Genomic DNA, 22,269 nt, shown 5'->3' on the forward strand with positions numbered 1-22,269 from the left:
TTAGTCATCTGACGAATAACCACCGGAGTAAAGGCTTCGTCCAATGACTATTTTTTTCGAGGACTTTCCGGTATTTATTCATCCGACGACCGAGTTCTTCCGCGTTTAGTCGTTGGATGAAGCTCGTGTCATCGGACGAATAACCACGAAAGTAAAGGCTTCATCCAATGACTATTTTTTTCGAGGACTTTCGCATTTATTCATCCGATTACCGTGTTCTTCCGCCTTCAGTCGTTGGATGAAAGTTGCTATCATCGGACGAATAACCACGGAAACAAAAGCCTTCGTCCAATGACTAATTCTTCGGGACTTTACACTTGTATTCATCCTACGACTGAATTCCTCTGCGTTTAGTCCTCGGATGAGGCTTATTTTCTTCCTAGAACCTGAACCGAACTATCGTTGATTTCGAGATTAAAATCTGACAGAAGTTTATAAACTTCTGAGCCTGCGAGAATGGCCGGGCCATAAGCATGGGCGGCGTACGGACTGATAGGTCTGTGGTAGTAAAATGCAGGATCAAAGGCCATACCTGTGCCCACGCATGTACCATCCACCTGACCTTTTTGAGTAATTTTTGTGCTGGTTGCATTCCAGCCTAACAAGGCAGCCGGAGTAAAAGCTTTGGCATCTAGCCAGCCGTTATTGACTCCTCTTGCGAAGCAATAGGTATAAATTGCGGTAGCAGAAGTTTCTAAATAGGAATCTGATTTATCTAATAATTGATGCCAGAAACCCGAACCCGATTGGTATTGCAAAAGCCCTTTTGCATGGTCTCTATACAAGGCTAAAACATGCTCATAATCTGGGTGGGACTTTGGAAGAACATCAAGCACCTCTGTCAAGGTTAACAGTGCCCATCCGTTAGCTCTACCCCAATGAAACTCTGGGTGAGGCTCCATACCTTCCACCCAGCCATGCATAAAAATGCTTCGGTCTTTATTGAACATTTTATGGGCGAAAAGACCAATCTGTTTGGTTATCTCATCGTAATATTTCTTATCGCCGGTCATTTTGCCCATTTGGGCAATAGCTGGCAAACCCATAAACATATCGTCTAGCCAGAGTGTGTTTGGTTGTGGTCTATTTCTGGCCAAAGTGCCATCTGATAATCGATGTTCTTTGTTTAAGATATAATCAATATGTGTTTTAATCAAAGGGTCAAAATTTGCCTTGGCTCCATTGAGTTTGGCTTTGATCATAGCAGTACACATAGCTCCACAGTCATCGAGTGCATGTGGATTTAAGAGTCCTCTAAACGGACCTTGATCAGCCCAGTTGGTGCCTTTTGCTGCATTGGCAGCATAAAATGGCGTTACTTCGGCAATAAACTTCAGTCGCTCGTTGGCGTAGTTTGCATAGGCCTGATCTCCGGTAACCTGAGCTGCATTTTGCATTGCACCGTAGGTAACACCCCATTCATAGCTTACAATCCTGAAATCACCTTTCAACAGCTCTGTTTGTTCGTTAATTTTAGAGTAGTCGGTTACTTTTTCATGTGTTTGGGCATTCTCCAACGCGTACGGCGTCGCCTCTTCGAGATAATGAAGAATCCTGTCAAGAGCATTTTTGACTTCTTCTTTGGCCGGAATTCCATATGGAACCGGGTAGTCTGGTTTTAACAAGTGTAGAGGCGTGTTGGAGTCATTCGCGTTGGTCACGTTTCGTTGTGCCAGGGTGGTATTTATACCAATGAGTAGCAGGAGGGCTATTTTAGTAAGAGTATTCATTCGTTAATTAAGGTTGAATGCCCGAATGTAGCCCATTGGATAAAATGAACTATCCCGTACCGTGGTGGCATAGTTAAGAAGTAGCAATCTTATCGATGTCGATCCGATAGTAAAAGAGCTAACCGAACCTTTTTTTTGCATGAATACTAAATACCTTAACGATAAGGTCAAACTCTCTAATTAGTAAAGTGGGTAGGTTTGTCTTGCTGATTTCTACCAGCTCTTTCAATAGTATTCTTTATTCATTTTCGAGTATTCTTTCGGTAATATGGAATTCTCATTCAATTATAAAGGATTGGCCTGGTTGCCATGTGAATGATTAGCGTAATGCACCACGTGGGTGATGATTAATGTGGTAGCACCTATATAGATCAATGGTGTATGAATAAAGAGTAAAATCTGTAAAACAATGGAGATCAATATGATGCTAATGCCGATCCAGAAAAGAGCTTTTATCAGTCCAAACTCCATGTTTTTAGTCAATCGGTAGACTGAAAAAATACCAATCAGTAAAAAAACAAGATCTACAAAAGGGTTATGCGAAACCCTCATCGGAACAATAAACAAGAAGGGAAATAAGAGGCAGTGAAGCAGACATAAAGTGGCCGCCGAAATACCTAAAATATCTAAACTTTTAGATTTCATGTGGTGCTATTGTACAAGGCTTTTGTCATCTAAAGCCGTTATTGAAATGATTTATTTGATTTCCTCAGCGTCTTGAAAGATGTAGATGAAGTCATCGAGGTTATCAGCATTCAGCTCAAGCGTACCTTCAATGGTGCAGTATTCATCAATTTTGAAACGACGCGGTGTGCTTTTGAACTTCAAAGAGATCACAGATTCTTCACCAGCTCCGCCACAAAAAAAGCAGGAGGAATAATTGAATCTTGAAACCGCATATAAACCGGCTTTGATGTCCATGGGTACCATATAACCGGTAATTGAAACTCTCTTACCTTCCAGCTTTTTAATGCTTTCTCCGAAAATCGGGTAGGGGATTAATTGACGGTATTCCTTATTGTATTTTGGTTTGAAAGTCAGATCTCTCAGCTGGTTCCATGTGATTTTTAAGCCTTTCAGGCTGGCATTTTTATCACTTGAAATCTCAAGCTCCAAATCATTCTGGAATCTGTTTTCAAGAGTGTTGATCCCCATAAACGAACTGAAAGTATTGAGAGCTAATAAGCTTAGCAGTACGATTCCTATCCTTGAAATTCCATTATCCATGTGCCAGTGTTTTTGAAATATTTAATGACCAAATTCTTAAGCCTGGAATGAGTGCTGCCAGTAAACCGATAAGCAAAGCACCGAAAATGAGCAAAGGCTCGCCAGGCATTAGTTTCCATAATTGAGCCCATCTTAAAGAGTAATTGTTTTCCAGAGTGGTACTTAATGAAGCCAGGGCCACACGGCTCAGAAGTAGACCGGTCGCAATACCGGCAATACTTAAAACCAGTCCTTCTACCAGAAGCGACCATAGGATGCGAAGTCTGGAAATTCCTACAGCTCTCATGAGTGCCAGCTCGTACTTTCTTTCTTTGAGTGAGTTATAGAGCGAAACAAAAATGATCATAGCTGAGAGTAAAATGATTCCAGCCCCTACATTTCTCAAAACGGCAATGCCCACACCGAACAGCGTAAACAAACGATTGACTTCTATGGCTGGTACTGCTGCCATTAAAGAAGATTGTTCATTGACTTGTCTTGGGATCTGCACCAAACCCATCGGACTTCTGAATTTGATGAGTACCGCAGTCAATTCATCGTTTTCGGCATGATCGTGTTCTGCATGTTCATCCTCTTCTGCGTGCGAATGACCCTCTTCTCCGTGATCATGATCATCTTCCCCATGTTCATGATGTTCTTCTTCATGAGAATCGGCTTGTTCTATTTCAGCCAATCGGTCTATATGTTCTTCTTCGCCGTGGTCATGAATTTGACGCACACTTTCGATATTGCTGACGATCAGGTTATCTAGAACAGTACCATTGGCTTTTAGTATCCCCGTAACCGTGTAGGCCTGATTGGTATGTTCCTCCCCATATTCATCATTCCCATGACTGCTGAAAAATTCATTACCAATATTCAGCTTGTATTTCTTTGCAATGCTGCTACCGAGCACTACATCAAAATTATGCTCAAAACTTTCACCGCTTTCAAGTTCGCTGGAATAATGACTTAGAAATTCCTGATTGGTGCCAACTATGGGTGTGCCTGAATACGAGTCTCCATAAGCCAGCGGAATTGCCTTTTCTACCAAAGGATGTTTCATCCATCTGGAGGCTTCTTTTTCTGAAATATTCCCGGTAGGAGAATCAATATGAAATACAGCCGAAAGAATCAATTGCAGCGGACTACCTTTAGCACCGATCACCATGTCTATATCATCGATGTTTCGGGAGAATTGCTTTTCAAAGTTCTCTTGAAAAATGAGCAAAGCCGAGATAATACCTACACCAATAAATAAGCCTATCCAACATAGGATACTACTCAGAGGTTTATAGAGAATATTCTTCCAGGCCAGTTTTAACATTTTCATGTTTTTCTTCATTAATGTTTTAAATGATCACAATGGATTTTTCTATCCAGCCGATGTTATAATTCAATGTGATTCGGAAAGATGTCTTTGAGTCGTTGGTCATGCGTCACAATAATCAAGGATGCTTCCTTCTCCTCTGCCTGAGCTTTTAATAATTGAGCTACAGCATCACAGTTTTCATCGTCGAGGCTTGATGTAGGTTCATCTGCCAAAAGAAGCAGAGGGTTATTGATTAATGACCGGGCAATTGACAATCGCTGCTGCTGCCCCAAACTAAGATTCTCTGGTAATTTAGAAGCAGTATCTCCCATGTCCAAAGCGTCAAGTAAGCTCTGAAAATCAGTATTTTTATGGCTTTGGTTTGCCACCAACTCCAAGTTTTCCAGAACAGTTAGGGCAGCTATATAATGAGACTGCTGAAAAATAATACCGATATGATCACCCCTGAATTGATCAAGTCCTCTATCAGATAAACCGGTGATATCCGTATCTCCAATAACAACACTTCCAGACTTTGGTCTTAGTAGGCCTCCTAAAAGGTGGAGAAGTGTGGTTTTTCCTTTGCCAGATTTGCCTGAGATGATCAAAACCTCCCCAGCAGGGCAGGTGATATCAGGGAAATGGAAATCAATATTAGGATAAGTAAATGTTAGCTCTTTCGTTAATACCATTGTTTTCTACATTACAGGAAATGGATCTTTAAAGTTAAAACCCTTTTCCATTTGTTCTATCTCCTTTTCGGTACAAAGACAGTCCATTAGTTCTTTGGACATTTGTGCAGGCTCCAGATCTTGACCTATAAGCACCAGTTCATTCATGCGGTCGCCAAACCTTTTGTCCCAGCCACTATCTATTCTCTCCTGATTTTCAATAAACGCAAGGTACTGGCTACGCTGGTTAAATGGCATACTGGCCCACCAGACTCCGGCGTTTTCAGCCCTTAACGAACCGCCAGCCTGGCTCCAGTTCAGGGCTGAGTCTGGTCTTGAAGCCAGCCAGAAAAGTCCCTTTGATCTGATAACCCCACTCGGCCAATCATTCCCGATGTAGTTCCAGAATCTCTCCGGATGAAAAGGCCTTTTGTTTCTAAAGACAAAGCTGCCGATGCCGTATTCTTCTGTTTCTGGTGTATGTGCTAAGCCTTTGTCTCGGTTGGCTAATTCCTGAATCCACCCTGCCGAGCTTTCTGCTTTGGCATAATCAAAAAGCCCAGTATTGATGATTTCCTGATAAGGAACATTGGAGAATGACGATTCTATAATCTTAGCTACCGGATTAAGCGACTTAATCACTGCTTTTAGTTCTGCAAGTTTGAAAGGGCTTACCAGGTCTGTTTTATTTAAAATGATAACGTCAGCAAATTCTACCTGGTCGGTTAAGAGGTTCACAATGGTTCGTTGATCACTCGGGTCATCGTTTAGTTTTTTTGACCAGATGGTTTCGTTTGATCCAAAATCTCTACCAAAGTTAGCGGCATCTACTACAGTCACCATACAGTCAATATAGGACCATTTTGAAAGGTCAATGCCGTTTTCGTCGTCTACAAAGCTGAAAGTTTGTGCCACAGGAACAGGTTCTGAAATACCTGTAGACTCTATCAGCAAATAATCAAATCGATTCTCTTTGGCTAATTTTTCAACTTCAACCATAAGGTCTTCACGTAGGGTGCAGCAGATACAGCCGTTGCTCATTTCTACTAACTTTTCTTCAGTCCGGGAAAGTGTATTTTCTTTGCTTACCAATTGGGCGTCAATATTCACTTCACTCATGTCATTGACAATTACTGCCACTTTCAGTCCCTCCTTATTATGAAGTACGTGATTTAGCAAGGTGGTTTTACCAGCACCTAAAAAACCAGATAGGACTGTTACGGGAAGTTTTCTTTCAGTTATCATATATGCTAATGTTAAGTCGGGCTATTCAAAATCAGAGAATTAAGGTGCTTTACTGTGAGAAGAAAATGAGAGAATAAGCTGAGAGGCAATATTCTTTATGATCTTTTTACTAAATGCAACAACGTTGCAAATATAAAGGCATACCTATCTTAGATGCAACTATGTTGCATAAAATATATGCTTAAAATTACTTGATGATACGGTGTAGATTGATTCCTCTTGAATCAGAAACAGCTAAAGGTTGGAGTTTTGGGAGGTGTTTTGTGATGCGTGGTTCAATTGATCTCAATTTTAACCGTGCAAACTTTTTTAATGTAGAGTAGGGTATGCCTTATAGGCCAATTTGAAAACAGGTAGATTAGTGAGGTATTAAATGTTTGCTAAACATCCTATATACAAGGTAAAGTCCGTTCTGTCATATTCATTGACTGCCCTTGATGAAGTATCAAGACTCAAAAAGTAGCCCCGGAGGGAATCGAACCCCCACCAAAGGTACCGGAAACCTTCGTTCTATCCATTAAACTACGGGGCCATAAGGCTGCGTGCAAAAATAAGAGCTTTGCCGGCTATACTGTCATTTAAACTCTTTTATAAATCAAAAAGTGCCTTCAGCTCGGTGGCATCATTGGGCTTCATTCTACCAGCCAGTATAAGCCTCAATTGCCTTCTGCGTAATGCGGCATTATAAAATTCTTTTTCTTCCTCTGTTTCCGGAATAGCCTCGGCTATTTCTATTGGTCTGCCACTTTGGTCTACTGCCACAAATGTCAGAAATGCCTGATTGGTTTGTATACGTGTGCCGGCAGGTATATTTTCAGAATATACCGTTACCACCACCTCCATAGAGGTATTGAAAGCTCGGGTGACTTTTGCTTCAAGCGTCACAACGTCTCCCAGAGGTACGGCATTGCTGAAAGACACATTATCTATGGAAGCCGTTACCACTATTCTATTGGAATGCTTTTGAGCGGCTATAGCACCGATAACATCCACCATTCTCATCAGGTTTCCACCCATAAGGTTGCCTAAGGTATTGGTATCGTTGGGCATGATCATCTCCGATTTTATGGAAAGACTCTCTGCTACGTTTTTGGCTTTTGGCATTTGTTGATTTCGTTTTTTGCAAAGCTAAAACTTTAATTCGGAGTCTGCTTTTCAATTTTTTTTCAAAATACGTGTGACCATTGAAATGAAAGCCGTCTTAAAACTGAAGCGACTGATCAGTGCAACTTTCCTTACTAACCCAAAGAGCATAAAACCCCTAAATCCATAGGCCTTGCCACGAATCGTTCGGCAGGGCCATTTTTTATCTCCACCTCAAAATTGAAATTTGGGCGACTATTGCTGATATTCGTTAAAACACCATCTCATTATGAATTTAAAGAAGATGCTTAAGAGTTTTGGCTTTGCCGGTACCGGCTTTGTCAAATTGCTGAGGTCTGAGAATAATTTTCAGTTTCATGCCTTAGCTGCAGTTCTGGTGGTTATAGTCAGTGTTTTCTTTGAACTACAAAGATTGGAATGGTTAATGGTTTGCATCAGCATAGCTGCTGTTTTTACTGCTGAAGCCTTTAATACGGCAATTGAAAAACTTTGTGATTTGGTTAGCAAAGATCGCTTAAAGCAAATTGAAGACATCAAAGATATTGCTGCCGCCGGAGTCTTATTAACGGCTGCAGGAAGCGTAGTCGTAGCCTTTTTTGTTTTCGGTCCACGGATTATGAATCTCTTCTTAGACTTCTTCTTGGTGTAAAATCGAGATATGCATTGCCAAAAATGCCTACCTTTGCCGCCGAATCAAAACTACCGAAACTGGCATGTCTGAAAGATATATGCAAAGGGGTGTTTCTGCCTCCAAAGAAGATGTTCACAAGGCTATTGAGAATTTAGATAAAGGATTATTCCCGAAGGCTTTCTGTAAAATATCTCCAGATACCTTAGCCGGCGATCCCGAATATTGCAATATCATGCATGCTGACGGAGCAGGTACTAAAACTTCACTGGCATATCTTTATTGGAAAGAAACCGGTGACCTCAGTGTTTGGAAAGGAATAGCTCAGGATAGCATTATCATGAATACTGATGATCTACTTTGCGTAGGTGCTACGGGTCCTATATTGATGTCATCTTCTATTGACAGAAATAAGAATAAAATTCCGGGTGAAGTGTTGGCAGCTTTGATCAATGGGAGCGAGGAGGTTCTTCAAATGCTTCGTAAAAATGGTGTGGAGATTTACAGTACAGGTGGAGAAACGGCAGATGTAGGAGACCTGGTAAGAACAATCACTGTCAATACCACAGTTATTGGAAGAATGAAGCGTGCCGATGTAATTTCAAATGACAATATCAAGCCAGGTGATATGATCGTAGGCTTGGCTTCTTACGGGCAAGCGACTTACGAGAGTGAATATAACGGCGGTATGGGGAGCAATGGTTTAACTTCTGCTCGTCATGATGTGCTTGATCATTCGTATGCTGAGAAGTATACAGAGAGTTTTGATCCAGATATCCATAGCTCTTTAGTCTATTCAGGTAGTAAGTTACTGACAGAGAAAATAGAAATAGGTGATGGGCAACAGGTTTCAGCAGGGAAATTGATTCTTTCGCCTACCAGAACTTATGCACCGGTAGCTAAGGAGCTACTTGATAAATTAAGATCTCAGATTCATGGAATGGTTCACTGCAGCGGTGGTGCACAGACCAAGGTCCTACACTTTGTAGATAATGTCCATGTGATCAAAGATAATCTCTTTCCAATTCCTCCATTGTTTAAGCTGATTCAAGAGGAAAGTAAAACAGACTGGAAAGAGATGTACAAAGTCTTCAATATGGGCCATAGACTTGAAGTCTATCTACCAGAGGAGTTTGCTCAGCAAGTCATTGACATCTCAAAATCGTACAATATTGATGCTCAGATTGTCGGTAGAGTAGAAAGCTCTGAGGAGAAGAAATTGACGATAAAGAGTGAGTTTGGCACGTATGAGTATTCCTAAATCTGGGGAATTTTGAGGAAACTACTTTCCCAAAATTCCATATTTAGAAAACACTGGTTTTAAGAAATTTTAGATTGATACGGTCAAAGAAGTTTTCTGTTTAAAGAATGGGGTAATTGGTCATTTTGTCGACTGATTTTAGCATTAAGGCATAGTATTTGGGAATTACATACTGTAGTTTTGAATACTTAATGCTTTCTATGAAATATAGCTTTCCCCTTTTAGTCCTATTTTTCTGTTCGCATGTGTTTGCCCAGCAAACTGAAACTTTTGGTTTGGGTCATACCGGAAAGGTAAAAGTTAGTGCCAGCTCAAACGCCACTGAGGGTATAAAAACATTAACGCTGGATGGTTTTTTACCCAATCATAATTCTGCTTCAAGATTTCTTTCTCAAGCTACTCTAGGTCCTCGACCTGCAGAGGTGGAGAATGTGACCATGATAGGTGAAGAAGCCTGGATGGATCAACAGCTGGCTCTACCAAACTCTTTTAGCACAGAGGCATATATTCGGTCTATTGCTCAGCAGGTGGCAGATACCTTAAATGAACAAGACCCTACAAGAGAAGTCCCTTATACGGTTGAGAACTTAAATCTAAACGACGATTATTTCGATATCGCGTGGTTTCAGGGAAGTATGACTTCTCCTGATCGTCTTCGTTGGAGAATGGCTTTTGCCCTTAGTGAAATCTTTGTGGCTTCCAGAATCTCATCTTTTGATAATAATCCGTATGCATTAGCGAGCTATTATGATGTTTTGCTGGAGCATTCATTGGGTAATTACCGCGATCTTCTGGAAGCAGTGACTTTTCATCCGACCATGGCTGTTTATTTGACTTATATGAATAACCATGCTGAAGGCATTGTAGATGGCAATCATGTTTTTCCTGATGAAAACTATGCCCGGGAAGTGATGCAGCTGTTTAGCATAGGTTTATTTGAACTCAATAATGACGGAACTGAAAAGCAGGATACCAACGGTAACCCAATTCCTACTTATGATAATGATGATATCGGCGGTTTAGCCAAAGTTTTTACAGGACTGTCTTGGCATAACAGCGAGTATCTGGGTGATAATACCAATGATGAACAGGCATTTACACAGCCGCTGAAGTTTTTTCCCATTGATAGTAGTGATGCTTACAGAAGGTGGTGGAGAAGCGACCATGATATTGTAGACGGCCACGACCGCGGTCCTAAAACTTTTTTAGGTCAAACCATCCCGGCTCGAGATCCATCTCTAGGCTTACAAGATTTTCAGGATGCCATAGATATCATTTTTAATCATCCGAATGTAGGACCATTTATTTGCAAGCAATTAATTCAGCGAATGGTCACTTCAAACCCTTCTCCTGCCTATGTGCAAAGGGTTACTGAAGTATTCAATAATAACGGTGCTGGTGTTCGTGGAGATTTCAAGGCGGTTCTAAAAACCATTTTGCTGGATCGTGAGGCTCGGGTAATTGAAGAAAGACATGAACGTTACAGCGGAATGCTTCGTGAGCCTTTTGTGAGATATACAAATCTTGTTAATGCTCTTAATTTGACTTCTACCATAGGTGTTTACCGCAATGACATGGACGAGGTTTATGAGCAAATGGGGCAGAGACCTCTTCAATCCCCCTCTGTATTTAATTTCTTTCAAACCTCCTACAGACCAGATGGCGAACTGGCAGAGCAAGGTAAAGTGGCACCAGAATTTCAAATTCTCAATTCTATAACACTTACTGGGTATCTCAATGCCTTGGCAGAATGGTTGATTGATAATGATCCTATTGACTATTACTGGTACGGCGGAGATACTGTTTATAAAGAAGATGAGGTGCCTGAATTTGATTTTTCAGGAGATTATCTCTTTGCCAGTAATAAAAACCTCCCAATTCTTCTGGATAAATACAATATGCTTCTGGCACACGGAAGCATATCCGAATCAAACATTAATCACATCAAAACAGCTATTGAAGCTATGCCAGATATCTATGACTCAGATGGGGAAATAGATGAAAGCGATGCCCGAAGGAGAGTGGCTCTAACCCTGTTTTTGATGATGTCAAGCCCTGAATACATTATAAACCGTTAAAGAATGAACCGTAGAGACTTTATAAGAAATGTAGGTTGCGGAGCCATGGGCTCTACTACCTTGCTGAGCACGCTGGCAAACCTGGGTGTGGTCAATGGAGCCATGGCCAATAAATCGTTCCATAGTGCTCCACCAGATGATTATAAGGCCATCGTTTGTGTTCTTCTTGCCGGTGGTATGGATTCTTATAACATGCTTATTCCAAACGGAACGGGTAGTGGTGGTGATAATGGTTTTGCTAATTATCAAACTGTTAGAGGCGGTTTGGCCCTACAAGATGTAAATGCTCTGCATAATTTGAATATTCTGGAGCACGTAGGAGTTCGAGGGGTTACAAACGCTTATGACTCGTTTGCTGTGCATACCCAAATGCCAGAGCTTCAGCAATTATTCAATGATGGTAATCTGGCCTTTATGTCTAACATTGGCACTCTGGTTGAGCCTCTGGCCAATGAAGCAGACTATGATAACAACCTAAAGAAGAAGCCGCTTGGTATATACTCACATTCTGATCAAATTCAGCAGTGGCAAACCAGCGTGCCACAGAGTAGAGATTCTTTAGGCTTTGGAGGTAGAATTGCAGATTTATTGCATGCGGGAAATGACAATACCAATCTCAGTATGAATATATCTCTGGGTGGTAAAAATATCTTTCAGCGAGGCAATGAAGTTTCTGAATATGCTATTCGCAATAATATCAATGCCAATAATGTAGGTTTTGAAGGCTTACCGAGCAATTGGTCAAATTCGGGTTACCTAACTCAATTAAGAAATCAGGCGGTGGATAATCTGGTGGCAGAAACGTATAGAAATGCCTTGCATACGGCTTATGGCGTCAATACACAGTCATCTATTGCGGCGTTTGAGACTTTCAAAGAAGCACTTCTAAAAGTCCCTTCCTTTACAACTACTTTTCCGGAAACTGGTTTGGCAGATGACCTTTTTGCTATTTCCAGAGTGATGAGTATACGCAATGAACTTGGCGTGAAACGTCAAATTTTCTTTGTGACCTATGGTGGTTGGGATATGCATGATAATCTCATCACCAGCTTAAATGGGCGATTGCCAGTGGTGAGTCAGGCCCTAAAGTCATTTTATGATAGCACAGTAGAGCTGGGTATAGCTGATAAAGTCACGACCATCACCATTTCAGATTTCGGAAGAACTTTGACTTCAAATGGTACAGGCCCTCAGCAGGGATCTGACCACGCTTGGGGTGGCAATTCTATAGTCATGGGAGGCTCAGTGAATGGGCGTAAAATCTACGGAGGTTACCCACAAATGGAGATCGAGACGAATACTCGAAACATCTCCAATCGTGGGAATTTTATTCCCACTGTTTCAACTGACGAGCTCTACGCAGAGTTGGCACTTTGGTATGGAGTTAGTCCTTCAGATTTATGTTATGCCTTACCAAATATTGGCAACTTCTACTCTTATTCAGCTGGTAATTATCCCCTTGGTTTGATGGATATGTCGGGTGGTATATCAACTGTAGATCAACCTCAAAACTGTTTGACGTACTAATTATGAAAAGAATTCTACTGGCAATACTTTTCCTTTCATCTGCGGTTAACCTCTATGGTCAAAGCTGTGTGGGTGAGTCTGGTTATGTGCATTGGAATATCTGGATGAATTTCGGTTTTGAGCCAGATTCTTCTGATATGTCAATTATGGATGTATACCCTGAGTATCCTGATCAGCAAAATGTGCTGGGTTCTCTGCAGACCCCCAGAAGGTTTAATAATTACTACGCTTCACTCATCAGAGGATATATAAGTGTACCTGCCACAGATGATTATTATTTCAATGTGGTTGGAGATGATGATACTCGATTTTACCTGAGCTCAGACGAAAGTAGAGATAACCTGGATTTGATAGCCAGAGTATATAATTATGCCGCGTATGAAAATCATTACGACACCACTATTCAAACCTCACAATTGATCAGATTAACTGCTGGCCAGAACTATTATTTTGAGCTACATCATTTTGAAGGAAGTGGAGATGATCACGCCACCGTATATTGGCGAGCTCCAAACAGCCCGGATACTGATACTGTTTGGCAGGTTATTGATCATAATTACATTAAGGCGTATGACTGTCAGGGTAATTGTGCCCCCAAAGGCACCGCCTGTAATGATGGAAACTCGGCAACTACAAACGATCAGGAAGATGGTTTTTGTAACTGTGTAGGGGAGTATCCAAAAACTACGGCCTGCATAGGTGAGCGAGAGAAAGTAGATGCCTACTATTTTGATAATATAGATGGTTCTTATGTGGAGTATGATTTGCTAAATGCACCCAATTTCCCGCTGGTTCCTGACAGACAAGAGACTCTGGAAGGTGCATACGGCCCGCTGGAAACTTATGTCAATGATAACTATGGAACCTTGGTGCAGGGTTATTTGACAGTGCCTGTAACCGGAGTTTATAACTTTAATATTACGGGTGATAATCAGACCTTTTTCTATCTAAGTAGTGATGATAATATTGCCAATAAACAAAGCCATCAGGCCTTGGTTTATCATAATTCAGGAGAGGTGGAGCATGACCGATCCAGTTTTCAAAATATAGGTCCGTTAACCTTGGAAGCTGGTCAATTCTATTATTATGAGTTTAGACATAAAGAGAGTGGCTGGCGAGATTTCTTTAGTCTGCACTGGAAAACTCCATGGCAAAATACCTGGAAATTGGTGCCGAAATTCTATCTCTACGATTACGATTGTGAACTCTCATGTGTAGCCGAAGGGACACCTTGTGATGATGGGAATATCTATACCAATAATGATCAATATGACGCCAACTGTAATTGTGTAGGCACACCTTGCTCAGGGTCAGACTGTGATGATACCATGGCAAAGTATTCTTTCTATGAGCCGGCGGGATCTACAGGTAAGAATATGACGACAGCTGCTAATTCGTGGGAAACTTGTGGTAGTTCTCTCGCTACAAATCCTAACCCTGCCAGAGCTTCTCAGCAGCGATGGATCATGTATGATTTTGATCAGAAGTATCGTTTTCAGGGTAGTAGAGTTTGGAATTATAATGTTTCAGGTCAAACCGATAAAGGATTCAGACAGGTGTATGTTGACTACTCTGAGGATGGTGTTAGCTGGACCGCTCTCGGTGGATTATATAATTGGCCGCAGGCTCCGGGGATATTGGATTACGGAGGTTTTGTTGGACCCAATTTCAATGATGTGAAAGCCCGATATATCCTAATATCGGCAGCCAATAACCACGGTGATCCGCTCTGTTATGGGTTTAGTGATATCAGTATCGATGCCATTCATTGTGATGATAAGGATACTCCTTGTGACGACCTTGATCCTTTGACCTCTTACGATAAATTTGACGATAATTGTAACTGTAAAGGGGTTGATATAAAATGTGCTTCAGATACTATTCTGCTGGCTAGAGAAACGTTGGCAGACCCTGAGTTTGAGGCTAGAATGCATATTGAATCTAGAGCCTTGGTGCCATCTACAGAAAATATCAGCTTTACGGCTGGTAATAGCATAGTACTCTTACCGGGCTTTGAAGTTGACAATTCAGGCGTCTTTAGAGCCGAAATAAGTGACTGCTTGCAAGCCGCTTTTGTGGCAAATCAGGAGGCGAGCAAGAAAAGAGATGAAGAAGGGTCATCCATGATAACATCTGTAGAAGAGCGTCATCGTAAAGAAGTGATATTCAGATTGAACGAGCCAGACATGGTAGCCCTGAAATTGAAGGATGCCAAAGGGAATACGCTTGTGACCATAATTGAGGATGAATTAGAAATATTGGGGACCTATACAAAATACATACCTACCAATAGACTTCGCAGAGGTACTTACACAGTGGAGTTAACGATCAATGATAATTTGATAACCGAGACTTTTGAGGTGAATTAAGCCTTACATCTTTTGCAATGCTATTCTTCTAAATAGCCATAACATTGTGAAGGTAAGTGCCGCAGAAAGAACAACCATTGACATAGGGAAATGCTCCATTTCAGCTACTTCTGGGTCTAACACACCAATATGAGAAAAGTAGAACATGACTACGGCAAATCCATTATTGAAAATATGGCCGATTATAGGCACCCAGAGGTTTCCGGACCATAAATAAAAGTATCCAAATAAGGCTCCAAGAAAGAGTCTTGGCAGAAAACCATAAAACTGAAAATGGATAGCCGAGAAAATAAAGGCCGCAATCCAGATCGCCAGATGGGGGTTTTTAAGTCCTTTGTATAATTTTCGCTGAATCAATCCTCTGAAAATGAGTTCTTCGCCAATGCCGGCGATGACTGCGATGACAATGAAGCCAACAAACATTTTAGGGAAGGTATCAAACGTGGTCAGGAACTCGGTGAGCTCTGCCAACGAATCCTCCATCATTTTCATAAAGGACTCTACTCCTGAGAGCCATTCTGGTAAAACCATATTGCCATTAATTTCCTGAAACCAGGTATTTAAGGGCATAAAGCAGAATTGGGTTAAAATAACCAGAACTATGATTTTTAGATCGCTTAATTGACGAAAGTTGAGCTCAGAAAGATTCTTCTTTTCTACTACCCTCCAATAAAATATGCCTGCCATAATAAAAGTGATGAGAGAAATGACGCCTTGACCAAGCACCAGGGCCCACCAGCCGGCTTCAGAACTCATCAATGCACTATTGACATCAGACAAGTCTTCCATGCCAATTCCCCCGATTAAAATCATCAAAACTGAACCAATGATGTTGCCTATCACCATGGCTAATAGAACTATCCCAATAATAAGCAGTATGGCAGATAAAGCACCTCTCTCGTTTCGTAGTTTCTCCAGAATGGAATCAAAAGACATAGTAATCAGTTAATTTGGTGTAAATTTGCGTTTTAGAACACAAAAAACCTATTCAGTTTGGTCAAAATAGGAAACATAGAACTAGGGGAATTCCCGCTTTTACTTGCACCGATGGAAGACGTGAGTGATCCTCCGTTCCGTCAGGTATGCAAAGAAAACGGGGCAGATATGATGTATACGGAGTTCGTTTCTTCAGAAGGGCTCATTCGTGATGCCTGGAAAAGCAAACAAAAACTGGATATTTTCCCGTATGAACGCCCCATTGGCATTCAGCTCTTTGGCTCTGATGTAGAGACCATGGCTGAGTGTACTAAAATTGCTGCGGCGGTAAATCCAGATTTGATTGATATCAATTACGGCTGCCCGGTAAAAAAGGTAGCTTGTAAGGGTGCCGGTGCTGGACTGTTGCAGGATATCCCAAGAATGGTGGAAATGACCAAGGCCGTGGTAGACGCTACAGATTTGCCGGTGACTGTCAAAACCCGATTAGGCTGGAATGACCAAACCAAGAATATAGAGGAGGTTGCAGAGCGGCTTCAGGATGTGGGTATAAAAGCACTGACCATACATGGAAGAACACGTGCTCAGCTTTACAAAGGCGAAGCAGACTGGACTCTCATTGGAAAAATAAAGAATAACCCACGAATACAGATCCCAATTTTTGGTAATGGCGATATTGACTCCCCTGAGAAGGCTCTGGAGTATAAAAACAGATATGGAGTCGATGGACACATGATTGGTCGTGCTGCCATCGGTTATCCGTGGATCTTTAATGAAATCAAACATTACTTTGCCACTGGCGAGCATTTACCACCGCCTACCATCAGACAGCGTGTAAAAGCCACCAAAGATCATTTGCAATTCTCAATTGAGTGGAAAAATGAACGTCAGGGTGTTCTGGAAATGAGAAGGCACTATGCCAATTACTTCCGTGGTTTGCCTCATTTCAAAGAGTATCGCATGCGTTTGGTGCAAAGTCTTGACCCTGAAGAACTCTTTTCAATTCTGGATGAAGTTTTAAAAGAGTTTGATGGTTACTTTTTGCAGAGCAAACACACAAAAGTAGAATACGCCGGAATCGATTAAGGTGTTAGCCTCTTTTTCTTTGGCTTGTTGAGATTGATTAAACTTTAAAATCATTACTCAATCTTTTGTCGCTTGTTGGGCGTAAGTTTGAGCTGTGAAGAATCTACTAATCCTTCTTTTTTTAATCATGGGCTTTACCTCTGGTTTTGCCCAAACCCGCACCTATGCCGTTAAAGTGGTAGGTATTAAAGTCGGGGAAATTGAAGTATCAAAAAACACTAAAGCCGATACTACAACCTATAAACTGAGTAGCCAGGTTGATGTCAATTTTCTGGTTTACCACTTGAAAGTAGATTACCGCGTAAAAAGCGTTTATTCTAAAGGTAACTTCATCGGTTCAGAGGTCAAAGTTGTTTCAAATAGGGGAAACTATTTTACAAAAACGGTCAAAGAGGGCGATCACTATTTGGCGACCTCCAAACAGATTGATAAGGATGTCAACAGAAAGATTGACCAAAATATATCCTCGTCTTTTGCTCACCTGTATTTTAATGAACCCCTTAAGACAGATAAAGTTTATGCAGAGTTCTATGCAGACTTTATCCAGCTTACTGCCTTAGAAAATCATCACTACCTTGGAGAACTCGATAAAAATATTGATGAATACTATTTCGAGAATGGGCTATTGGTCAAAATGGTAAAGAAAAACCCCATTACTGACATGGTGATAGTCTACCAACCGCCAAATAAAAAATAAACAGCAGAACTGTTTCTGTTTGACCCCTACACAGAGAAGGATTATTTTAGCCGGGAATTCATAACCATATTGATTTTCTTCATGAAAAAACTGCTGCTATTCCTTTCACTAATCTCATTTAGTCTTTCTGCCCAATTACCGCGACTAGAAGTTTCTGAAAACGGTAGATTTCTGCAAACTGAAGAAGGAAAACCTTTCTTCTGGACGGCAGATACGGCATGGGAATTATTTCATAAGTTAGATAAAGAGGAAGCTACGCAGTATCTGGAAAAGAGAGCATCGCAGGGTTTTAATGTCATTCAGGCTGTAGGTCTGGCAGAACTTGATGGTCTTAATACACCTAATGCCTACGGCTATAAAGCTTTGGATAGTACAGATCCTATCAAAATAAACGTGCAGTACTTTAATAATGTAGCATGGGTAATGGAAAAGGCAGATTCCCTGGGATTATATGTAGCTTTTTTGCCCACTTGGGGAGATAAATTATTTAAGGAAAGTTGGGGTGCAGGCCCGGAAATTTTCAATGAAAAAAATGCGTATGAGTTCGGTAAATCACTGGCTCTTAGGCTGCGTTCGCAAAACAACATCATTTGGGTACTAGGCGGTGATAGAAACCCCAGAAAAAACTCGAAAGATGTGCAGGTTTGGAATGAAATGGCCAGAGGTATAAAAGAAGGTTTAGGTTTATTTGTTGATGGTATTTTTACATTTCATCCTCAGCCAGCCTCACTGGGCGGTAGCTCTAATTGGTTTCATAAAGAAGAGTGGTTAAACTTTAATCTTCATCAAACCGGCCACTGTCCAGACGGACTTACCTTTCAGAAGATCAGTCATGACTATCAGTTAGAGCCTGTAAAGCCTACCATAGATGGTGAGCCGCTTTATGAAGATCACCCGAATTGTTTTGATGCCAAGAACAAGGGGTATAGTACAGCATCAGATATCAGAAGAATTATGTATTGGAATGTATTTGCCGGTGCTGCTGGTCAAAGCTATGGCTGCCATGATGTATGGCAAATGCATACTGCGAAAGATGCAGGAGTGAATAACCCTCTAAGACCGTGGCATGCTGCTCTGGATTTACCCATGGCTAATCAGGTAAAGCATTTAAAAAACCTGATGCTTTCCAGGCCATACTTTGATAGAATTCCAGATCAATCTTTGATAGAAAGTGAGCAGCCAGAAGATCTGGAGTATGCCATTGCCACCAGAGATGATAGTGGCACCTACGCTATGATCTATGTGCCTACGGGTAAAACCATCAATATCAATACAAAAGAACTTCGAGGGCAGCTACTCAATGTCTGGTGGTATGATCCACGCACAGGTGCTACTTTTTTATTGGGTCAAACTCAAAATTTCGGTTCTTTTAGTGCTGTGGCTCCTTCTTCTGGTCTGGCAAATGATTGGGTATTGGTAATAGACGATGTCCGCAAAGGATATGATAAGCCGGGAACGGTGGCCTACTAAGAATGCTGATAGGTGAAATCACATACCTGGATTTCTTTGTTTATGGAGATGTTTTTGAGGTTTAAACCTCCCAGCTGTGTTGTTAATTGATCAAGCTCCAGAATGATGCTTTCATAGGGTTTGACTTCCTTTTTTCTGAAGAGCTTACTTATTCCACATTCCAGCACATTGACCTTAAACCGCAGATTGGTTTTATCAAAACCAGAAAGTATCTCAGCCCTGAAACCCAAAGGCTGTTTTTTATGCGATACCCGGTTATTAAGTTTTCGTAAATAGCTATCGTAATAGGGCAATCGCATAAGATTTGGCCCCATTTTTAAGAACCATCCGTGGAGTTTATTCTTTGGTTTGGTATAAGCTTTGGCTATTCGCAAACACTTATTTTTGATTTCATCCATTTCCAGGTTTCTACCTTCCATTTCCTGAATAAAAGCCAGAAAATACCCAGCTAGATTAAGTCGTTTGTCGAGCGGATTCTCAGATTTCTTAAGAATGCCCTCTTCATGTAGAATGGTTTCATAGCGGGCGTCTATTGCTGCCAGCACACTTTTATGTTTCTTGGGAAACAAAGACTCTATTTCTGCTGCAAAATACCTTTTGAAGTTGCCTTTCAGATAAATGATGGCTGCTATGGCAGCAATAAAGTCGGCGATTGGAAATAGAAGTAAAAACCAATAACTCCAGTAATCTGAATGATAAAGTAAAAGGATAATTGACCATTTGGAAGCCATAAAGAGCAATGCAAAAAGCACTGTCTTTTTAATTTTAGCTTTCATGAAATGGGTCATAATAGACTACGGTCAGGGTTGGACAAATTTACAATATATTTTGATTTCTTTGAAATGCCCCATTTAAGGGACTTTTGAGGGTGATTTTATGTAGTTTTGAGGACTCGACCATTTCTATTGAACTTATGAAACTACCATTTTTAACGTTAGGGCTTTGCCTTTCACTTTTTGCTTCAGCTCAAACTCCTTCTTTAAAAAAAACACCGCCAATTAGTCCTGCAAAAGCAGAGACCGCAGGTATATCTTCTGTAAGATTAGAGCGGGTCTCCGGAATGATAGAAAAAGCTATTTCAGATAACGTGATTCCCGGTGCGGCGGCCATTATCGTAAGAAATGGCAAAATTGTTTATCACCAGGCCTTTGGATATTCAGACGTAGTGAATAAAAAGGAGTTTCAGAAAGATGCTATTTTCAGAATTGCGTCTCAGACAAAAGCTATAGCTACCACCGCTGCCATGATGCTCTGGGAAGAGGGGAAGTTTCAATTAGATGACCCTGTTTCAAAATACATTCCTGAGTTTAAAAATCCGCAGGTGCTCGATCGGTTTAGAATGGCAGATAGCAGCTATACTACCAAGCCGGCAGGTAAGGAAATTACTATAAGGCATCTCATTACTCACTCTTCCGGAATAGGTTATGGGGTAATAGACGGCGATGAGCGATTCAAAGCCATCTATAAAAAAGCAGGGATTACAGACCTGTTTACTACTGAGCCTGTAACTATAGAAGAAAGTGTAAAAAGGCTGGCGAAGCTCCCGCTTCACCATGTGCCCGGTGAGCGGTTCACTTATTCAGAAGGTTTAGATGTGCTGGGTTATTTAATAGAAATCTGGAGTGGAGAGCCCTTTGACCAGTATCTGAGGAAACATATTTTTGAGCCTCTGCAAATGACAGATACCTGGTTTTACTTACCTGCCGATAAAACCAGCAGACTGGTGGAGGTACAGACCAAAGACGAAACGGGCAACTGGGTGCATTTTACAGATACCTTTTATGATGTTAATTACCCCAAGACAGGGGCGAAAACATTTTTTGGCGGTGGAGCAGGACTTTCTAGTACCCTGAAAGACTATGCTACTTTTTTGCAGATGTATCTTAATAAAGGCGAGTATAACGGTGTTAGACTGTTGAGTAGAACTACCGTAGATTTTATGCTTCAGGATCAGCTCGGAGATATTTATGTAGACCATTCTGGCTTTGGTCTTGGTTTTGAAATTCTGAATGAATACGGAGCATCCAGAGGTGGGAAAGGGAGCCAGGGCACGTTTCGCTGGGGCGGTTATTTCAATACCCAGTATTTTGCAGATCCTAAAGAGAATGTCATCGGAATCATCATGAAGCAAACCCAGCGGGTAGGTGGAGATTACACCGGAGACCTTTTTAGACAAATGGTGTTTCAAACGATTGATGATTGATACGTTATTTCGTTAATCTAAACACTCGATATAGTTTTAGATAGAAATGAAAAATGTGTTTTTTTTGACACTTCTATTTTGCTCAATCATGATTGAAGCTCGATCTCAATTATTTGTAGATCAGAGTTTAATTCATTGGATTCAGTCGAGGCCAAATATTGGTTTAGAATACAGACGGGATAAATTAGCTTTTAACTTAAATTATATTCGGCATAGAAATATTTGGGTAGGTTTAGGGACACATTTGCCTAGTCTTATTCCGGTTAATCAAAGTAAAAGATTGGCCTTGGGATATAAGTATTTTATTATCCCAAATTTATTCTTTGAGAATAAGATTGATTATCTCAATTACTCTGCTCCGTTTTTAATTAAAGGATTAGATACTGATTTGGCTTTTAATGATAACAGGGAAATTAAACTTCAGAATAATTTAGGTGTGTTAATGGGGAGAAAAAAGAAGCTTCAATTTTCTCTTCAAGCAGGGTATCATATAGGAAAAGGTGCATTCCAAATCCCTATAAGACACTTGTATCAGCAAGGTCAACTTGATGCATACGCTTATTTGTCAAATGGAGAGAGTATATATATTGAAAATTATGACTCAATTAGTGAGAATAAATTAAAAGAATTGCTTCAAGATTACTCAAATATCAGAGTGACTAAACATCAATTTAATATTGACTTTAAATTGTATTTTAGGTTAACAGGTAAGAGAAAATCAGTTGACCAATAAACGTTTTATAGAA

The 22,269-nt window shown here is 40.8% G+C and carries 19 protein-coding genes and 1 tRNA gene; 10 read left to right on the forward strand and 10 right to left on the reverse strand.

What is annotated here, in order from left to right:
* Nucleotides 1-368: 368 nt before the first annotated feature.
* From ACUXV0_RS14910 to ACUXV0_RS14945, 8 genes are all read right to left on the reverse strand, one after another.
* Entirely contained in the window at nt 369-1,730 is a 1,362-nt protein-coding gene (locus ACUXV0_RS14910; RefSeq protein WP_446190364.1) for a glycoside hydrolase family 88/105 protein, read from the reverse strand.
* A 285-nt stretch (nt 1,731-2,015) separates the two neighbouring features.
* Nucleotides 2,016-2,375 carry a MerC domain-containing protein gene (locus ACUXV0_RS14915; RefSeq protein WP_446190365.1) on the reverse strand — a complete coding sequence of 120 codons (360 nt, stop codon included), beginning with the start codon at nt 2,373-2,375 and terminating at the stop codon, nt 2,016-2,018.
* Between the two features lie 51 nt (nt 2,376-2,426).
* Nucleotides 2,427-2,957 carry a DUF3299 domain-containing protein gene (locus ACUXV0_RS14920; protein WP_446190366.1) on the reverse strand — a complete coding sequence of 177 codons (531 nt, stop codon included), beginning with the start codon at nt 2,955-2,957 and terminating at the stop codon, nt 2,427-2,429.
* The gene (locus ACUXV0_RS14925; RefSeq protein WP_446190367.1) at nt 2,950-4,269 is read right to left on the reverse strand and encodes an ABC transporter permease; all 1,320 of its coding nucleotides are present in this window, start codon (nt 4,267-4,269) and stop codon (nt 2,950-2,952) included. Before ACUXV0_RS14925 ends, ACUXV0_RS14920 begins: the two co-directional genes overlap by 8 nt.
* Nucleotides 4,270-4,325: 56 nt before the next feature.
* Nucleotides 4,326-4,940 carry an ABC transporter ATP-binding protein gene (locus tag ACUXV0_RS14930; RefSeq protein WP_446190368.1) on the reverse strand — a complete coding sequence of 205 codons (615 nt, stop codon included), beginning with the start codon at nt 4,938-4,940 and terminating at the stop codon, nt 4,326-4,328.
* Between the two features lie 6 nt (nt 4,941-4,946).
* The gene (locus ACUXV0_RS14935) at nt 4,947-6,164 is read right to left on the reverse strand and encodes a GTP-binding protein (RefSeq protein ID WP_446190369.1); all 1,218 of its coding nucleotides are present in this window, start codon (nt 6,162-6,164) and stop codon (nt 4,947-4,949) included.
* Nucleotides 6,165-6,624: 460 nt separating this feature from the next.
* Nucleotides 6,625-6,696 (reverse strand) — tRNA-Arg (locus ACUXV0_RS14940).
* A 56-nt stretch (nt 6,697-6,752) separates the two neighbouring features.
* Entirely contained in the window at nt 6,753-7,268 is a 516-nt protein-coding gene (locus ACUXV0_RS14945; protein ID WP_446190370.1) for an acyl-CoA thioesterase, read from the reverse strand.
* A gap of 268 nt (nt 7,269-7,536) precedes the next feature.
* On the opposite strand from ACUXV0_RS14945, the gene ACUXV0_RS14950 reads away from it, so the two are divergent.
* The 5 genes from ACUXV0_RS14950 (at nt 7,537) to ACUXV0_RS14970 (ending at nt 15,131) form a co-directional block, all read left to right on the forward strand.
* Complete coding sequence (locus ACUXV0_RS14950) at nt 7,537-7,917, forward strand: diacylglycerol kinase family protein (RefSeq protein WP_446190371.1); 381 nt, start codon at nt 7,537-7,539, stop codon at nt 7,915-7,917.
* 64 nt (nt 7,918-7,981) lie between these two features.
* A complete protein-coding gene (locus tag ACUXV0_RS14955) occupies nt 7,982-9,157 on the forward strand; it encodes an AIR synthase related protein (protein WP_446190372.1) in 1,176 nt (391 codons plus the stop codon).
* 200 nt (nt 9,158-9,357) lie between these two features.
* Nucleotides 9,358-11,235, forward strand: coding sequence for a DUF1800 domain-containing protein (locus tag ACUXV0_RS14960; protein WP_446190373.1), 1,878 nt, complete (start codon nt 9,358-9,360; stop codon nt 11,233-11,235).
* 3 nt (nt 11,236-11,238) lie between these two features.
* Nucleotides 11,239-12,762, forward strand: coding sequence for a DUF1501 domain-containing protein (locus tag ACUXV0_RS14965; protein WP_446190374.1), 1,524 nt, complete (start codon nt 11,239-11,241; stop codon nt 12,760-12,762).
* Between the two features lie 2 nt (nt 12,763-12,764).
* Nucleotides 12,765-15,131 (forward strand): PA14 domain-containing protein, encoded by a 2,367-nt coding sequence (locus ACUXV0_RS14970; RefSeq protein WP_446190375.1) that lies wholly within the window; start codon nt 12,765-12,767, stop codon nt 15,129-15,131.
* Between the two features lie 3 nt (nt 15,132-15,134).
* On the opposite strand, the gene ACUXV0_RS14975 is transcribed toward ACUXV0_RS14970, so the two are convergent.
* On the reverse strand, nt 15,135-16,067 hold the full coding sequence (locus ACUXV0_RS14975; protein ID WP_446190376.1) for a CPBP family intramembrane glutamic endopeptidase: 933 nt from the start codon (nt 16,065-16,067) through the stop codon (nt 15,135-15,137).
* A 57-nt stretch (nt 16,068-16,124) separates the two neighbouring features.
* Between ACUXV0_RS14975 and dusB the strand changes: the two genes are divergently transcribed.
* The 3 genes from dusB (at nt 16,125) to ACUXV0_RS14990 (ending at nt 19,320) form a co-directional block, all read left to right on the forward strand.
* Entirely contained in the window at nt 16,125-17,153 is a 1,029-nt protein-coding gene (gene dusB, locus ACUXV0_RS14980; protein WP_446190378.1) for a tRNA dihydrouridine synthase DusB, read from the forward strand.
* 94 nt (nt 17,154-17,247) lie between these two features.
* Nucleotides 17,248-17,850 (forward strand): DUF6134 family protein, encoded by a 603-nt coding sequence (locus ACUXV0_RS14985; protein ID WP_446190379.1) that lies wholly within the window; start codon nt 17,248-17,250, stop codon nt 17,848-17,850.
* Between the two features lie 81 nt (nt 17,851-17,931).
* Nucleotides 17,932-19,320 carry a glycoside hydrolase family 140 protein gene (locus tag ACUXV0_RS14990; protein WP_446190380.1) on the forward strand — a complete coding sequence of 463 codons (1,389 nt, stop codon included), beginning with the start codon at nt 17,932-17,934 and terminating at the stop codon, nt 19,318-19,320.
* On the opposite strand, the gene ACUXV0_RS14995 is transcribed toward ACUXV0_RS14990, so the two are convergent.
* Nucleotides 19,317-20,096 carry a hypothetical protein gene (locus tag ACUXV0_RS14995; RefSeq protein ID WP_446190381.1) on the reverse strand — a complete coding sequence of 260 codons (780 nt, stop codon included), beginning with the start codon at nt 20,094-20,096 and terminating at the stop codon, nt 19,317-19,319. The genes ACUXV0_RS14990 and ACUXV0_RS14995 overlap by 4 nt on opposite strands.
* A gap of 137 nt (nt 20,097-20,233) precedes the next feature.
* On the opposite strand from ACUXV0_RS14995, the gene ACUXV0_RS15000 reads away from it, so the two are divergent.
* Nucleotides 20,234-21,523, forward strand: coding sequence for a serine hydrolase domain-containing protein (locus ACUXV0_RS15000; protein WP_446190383.1), 1,290 nt, complete (start codon nt 20,234-20,236; stop codon nt 21,521-21,523).
* An 88-nt stretch (nt 21,524-21,611) separates the two neighbouring features.
* On the forward strand, nt 21,612-22,256 hold the full coding sequence (locus ACUXV0_RS15005; protein WP_446190384.1) for a hypothetical protein: 645 nt from the start codon (nt 21,612-21,614) through the stop codon (nt 22,254-22,256).
* Nucleotides 22,257-22,269: the final 13 nt, after the last annotated feature.

This window comes from Jiulongibacter sp. NS-SX5 (genome assembly GCF_052828545.1).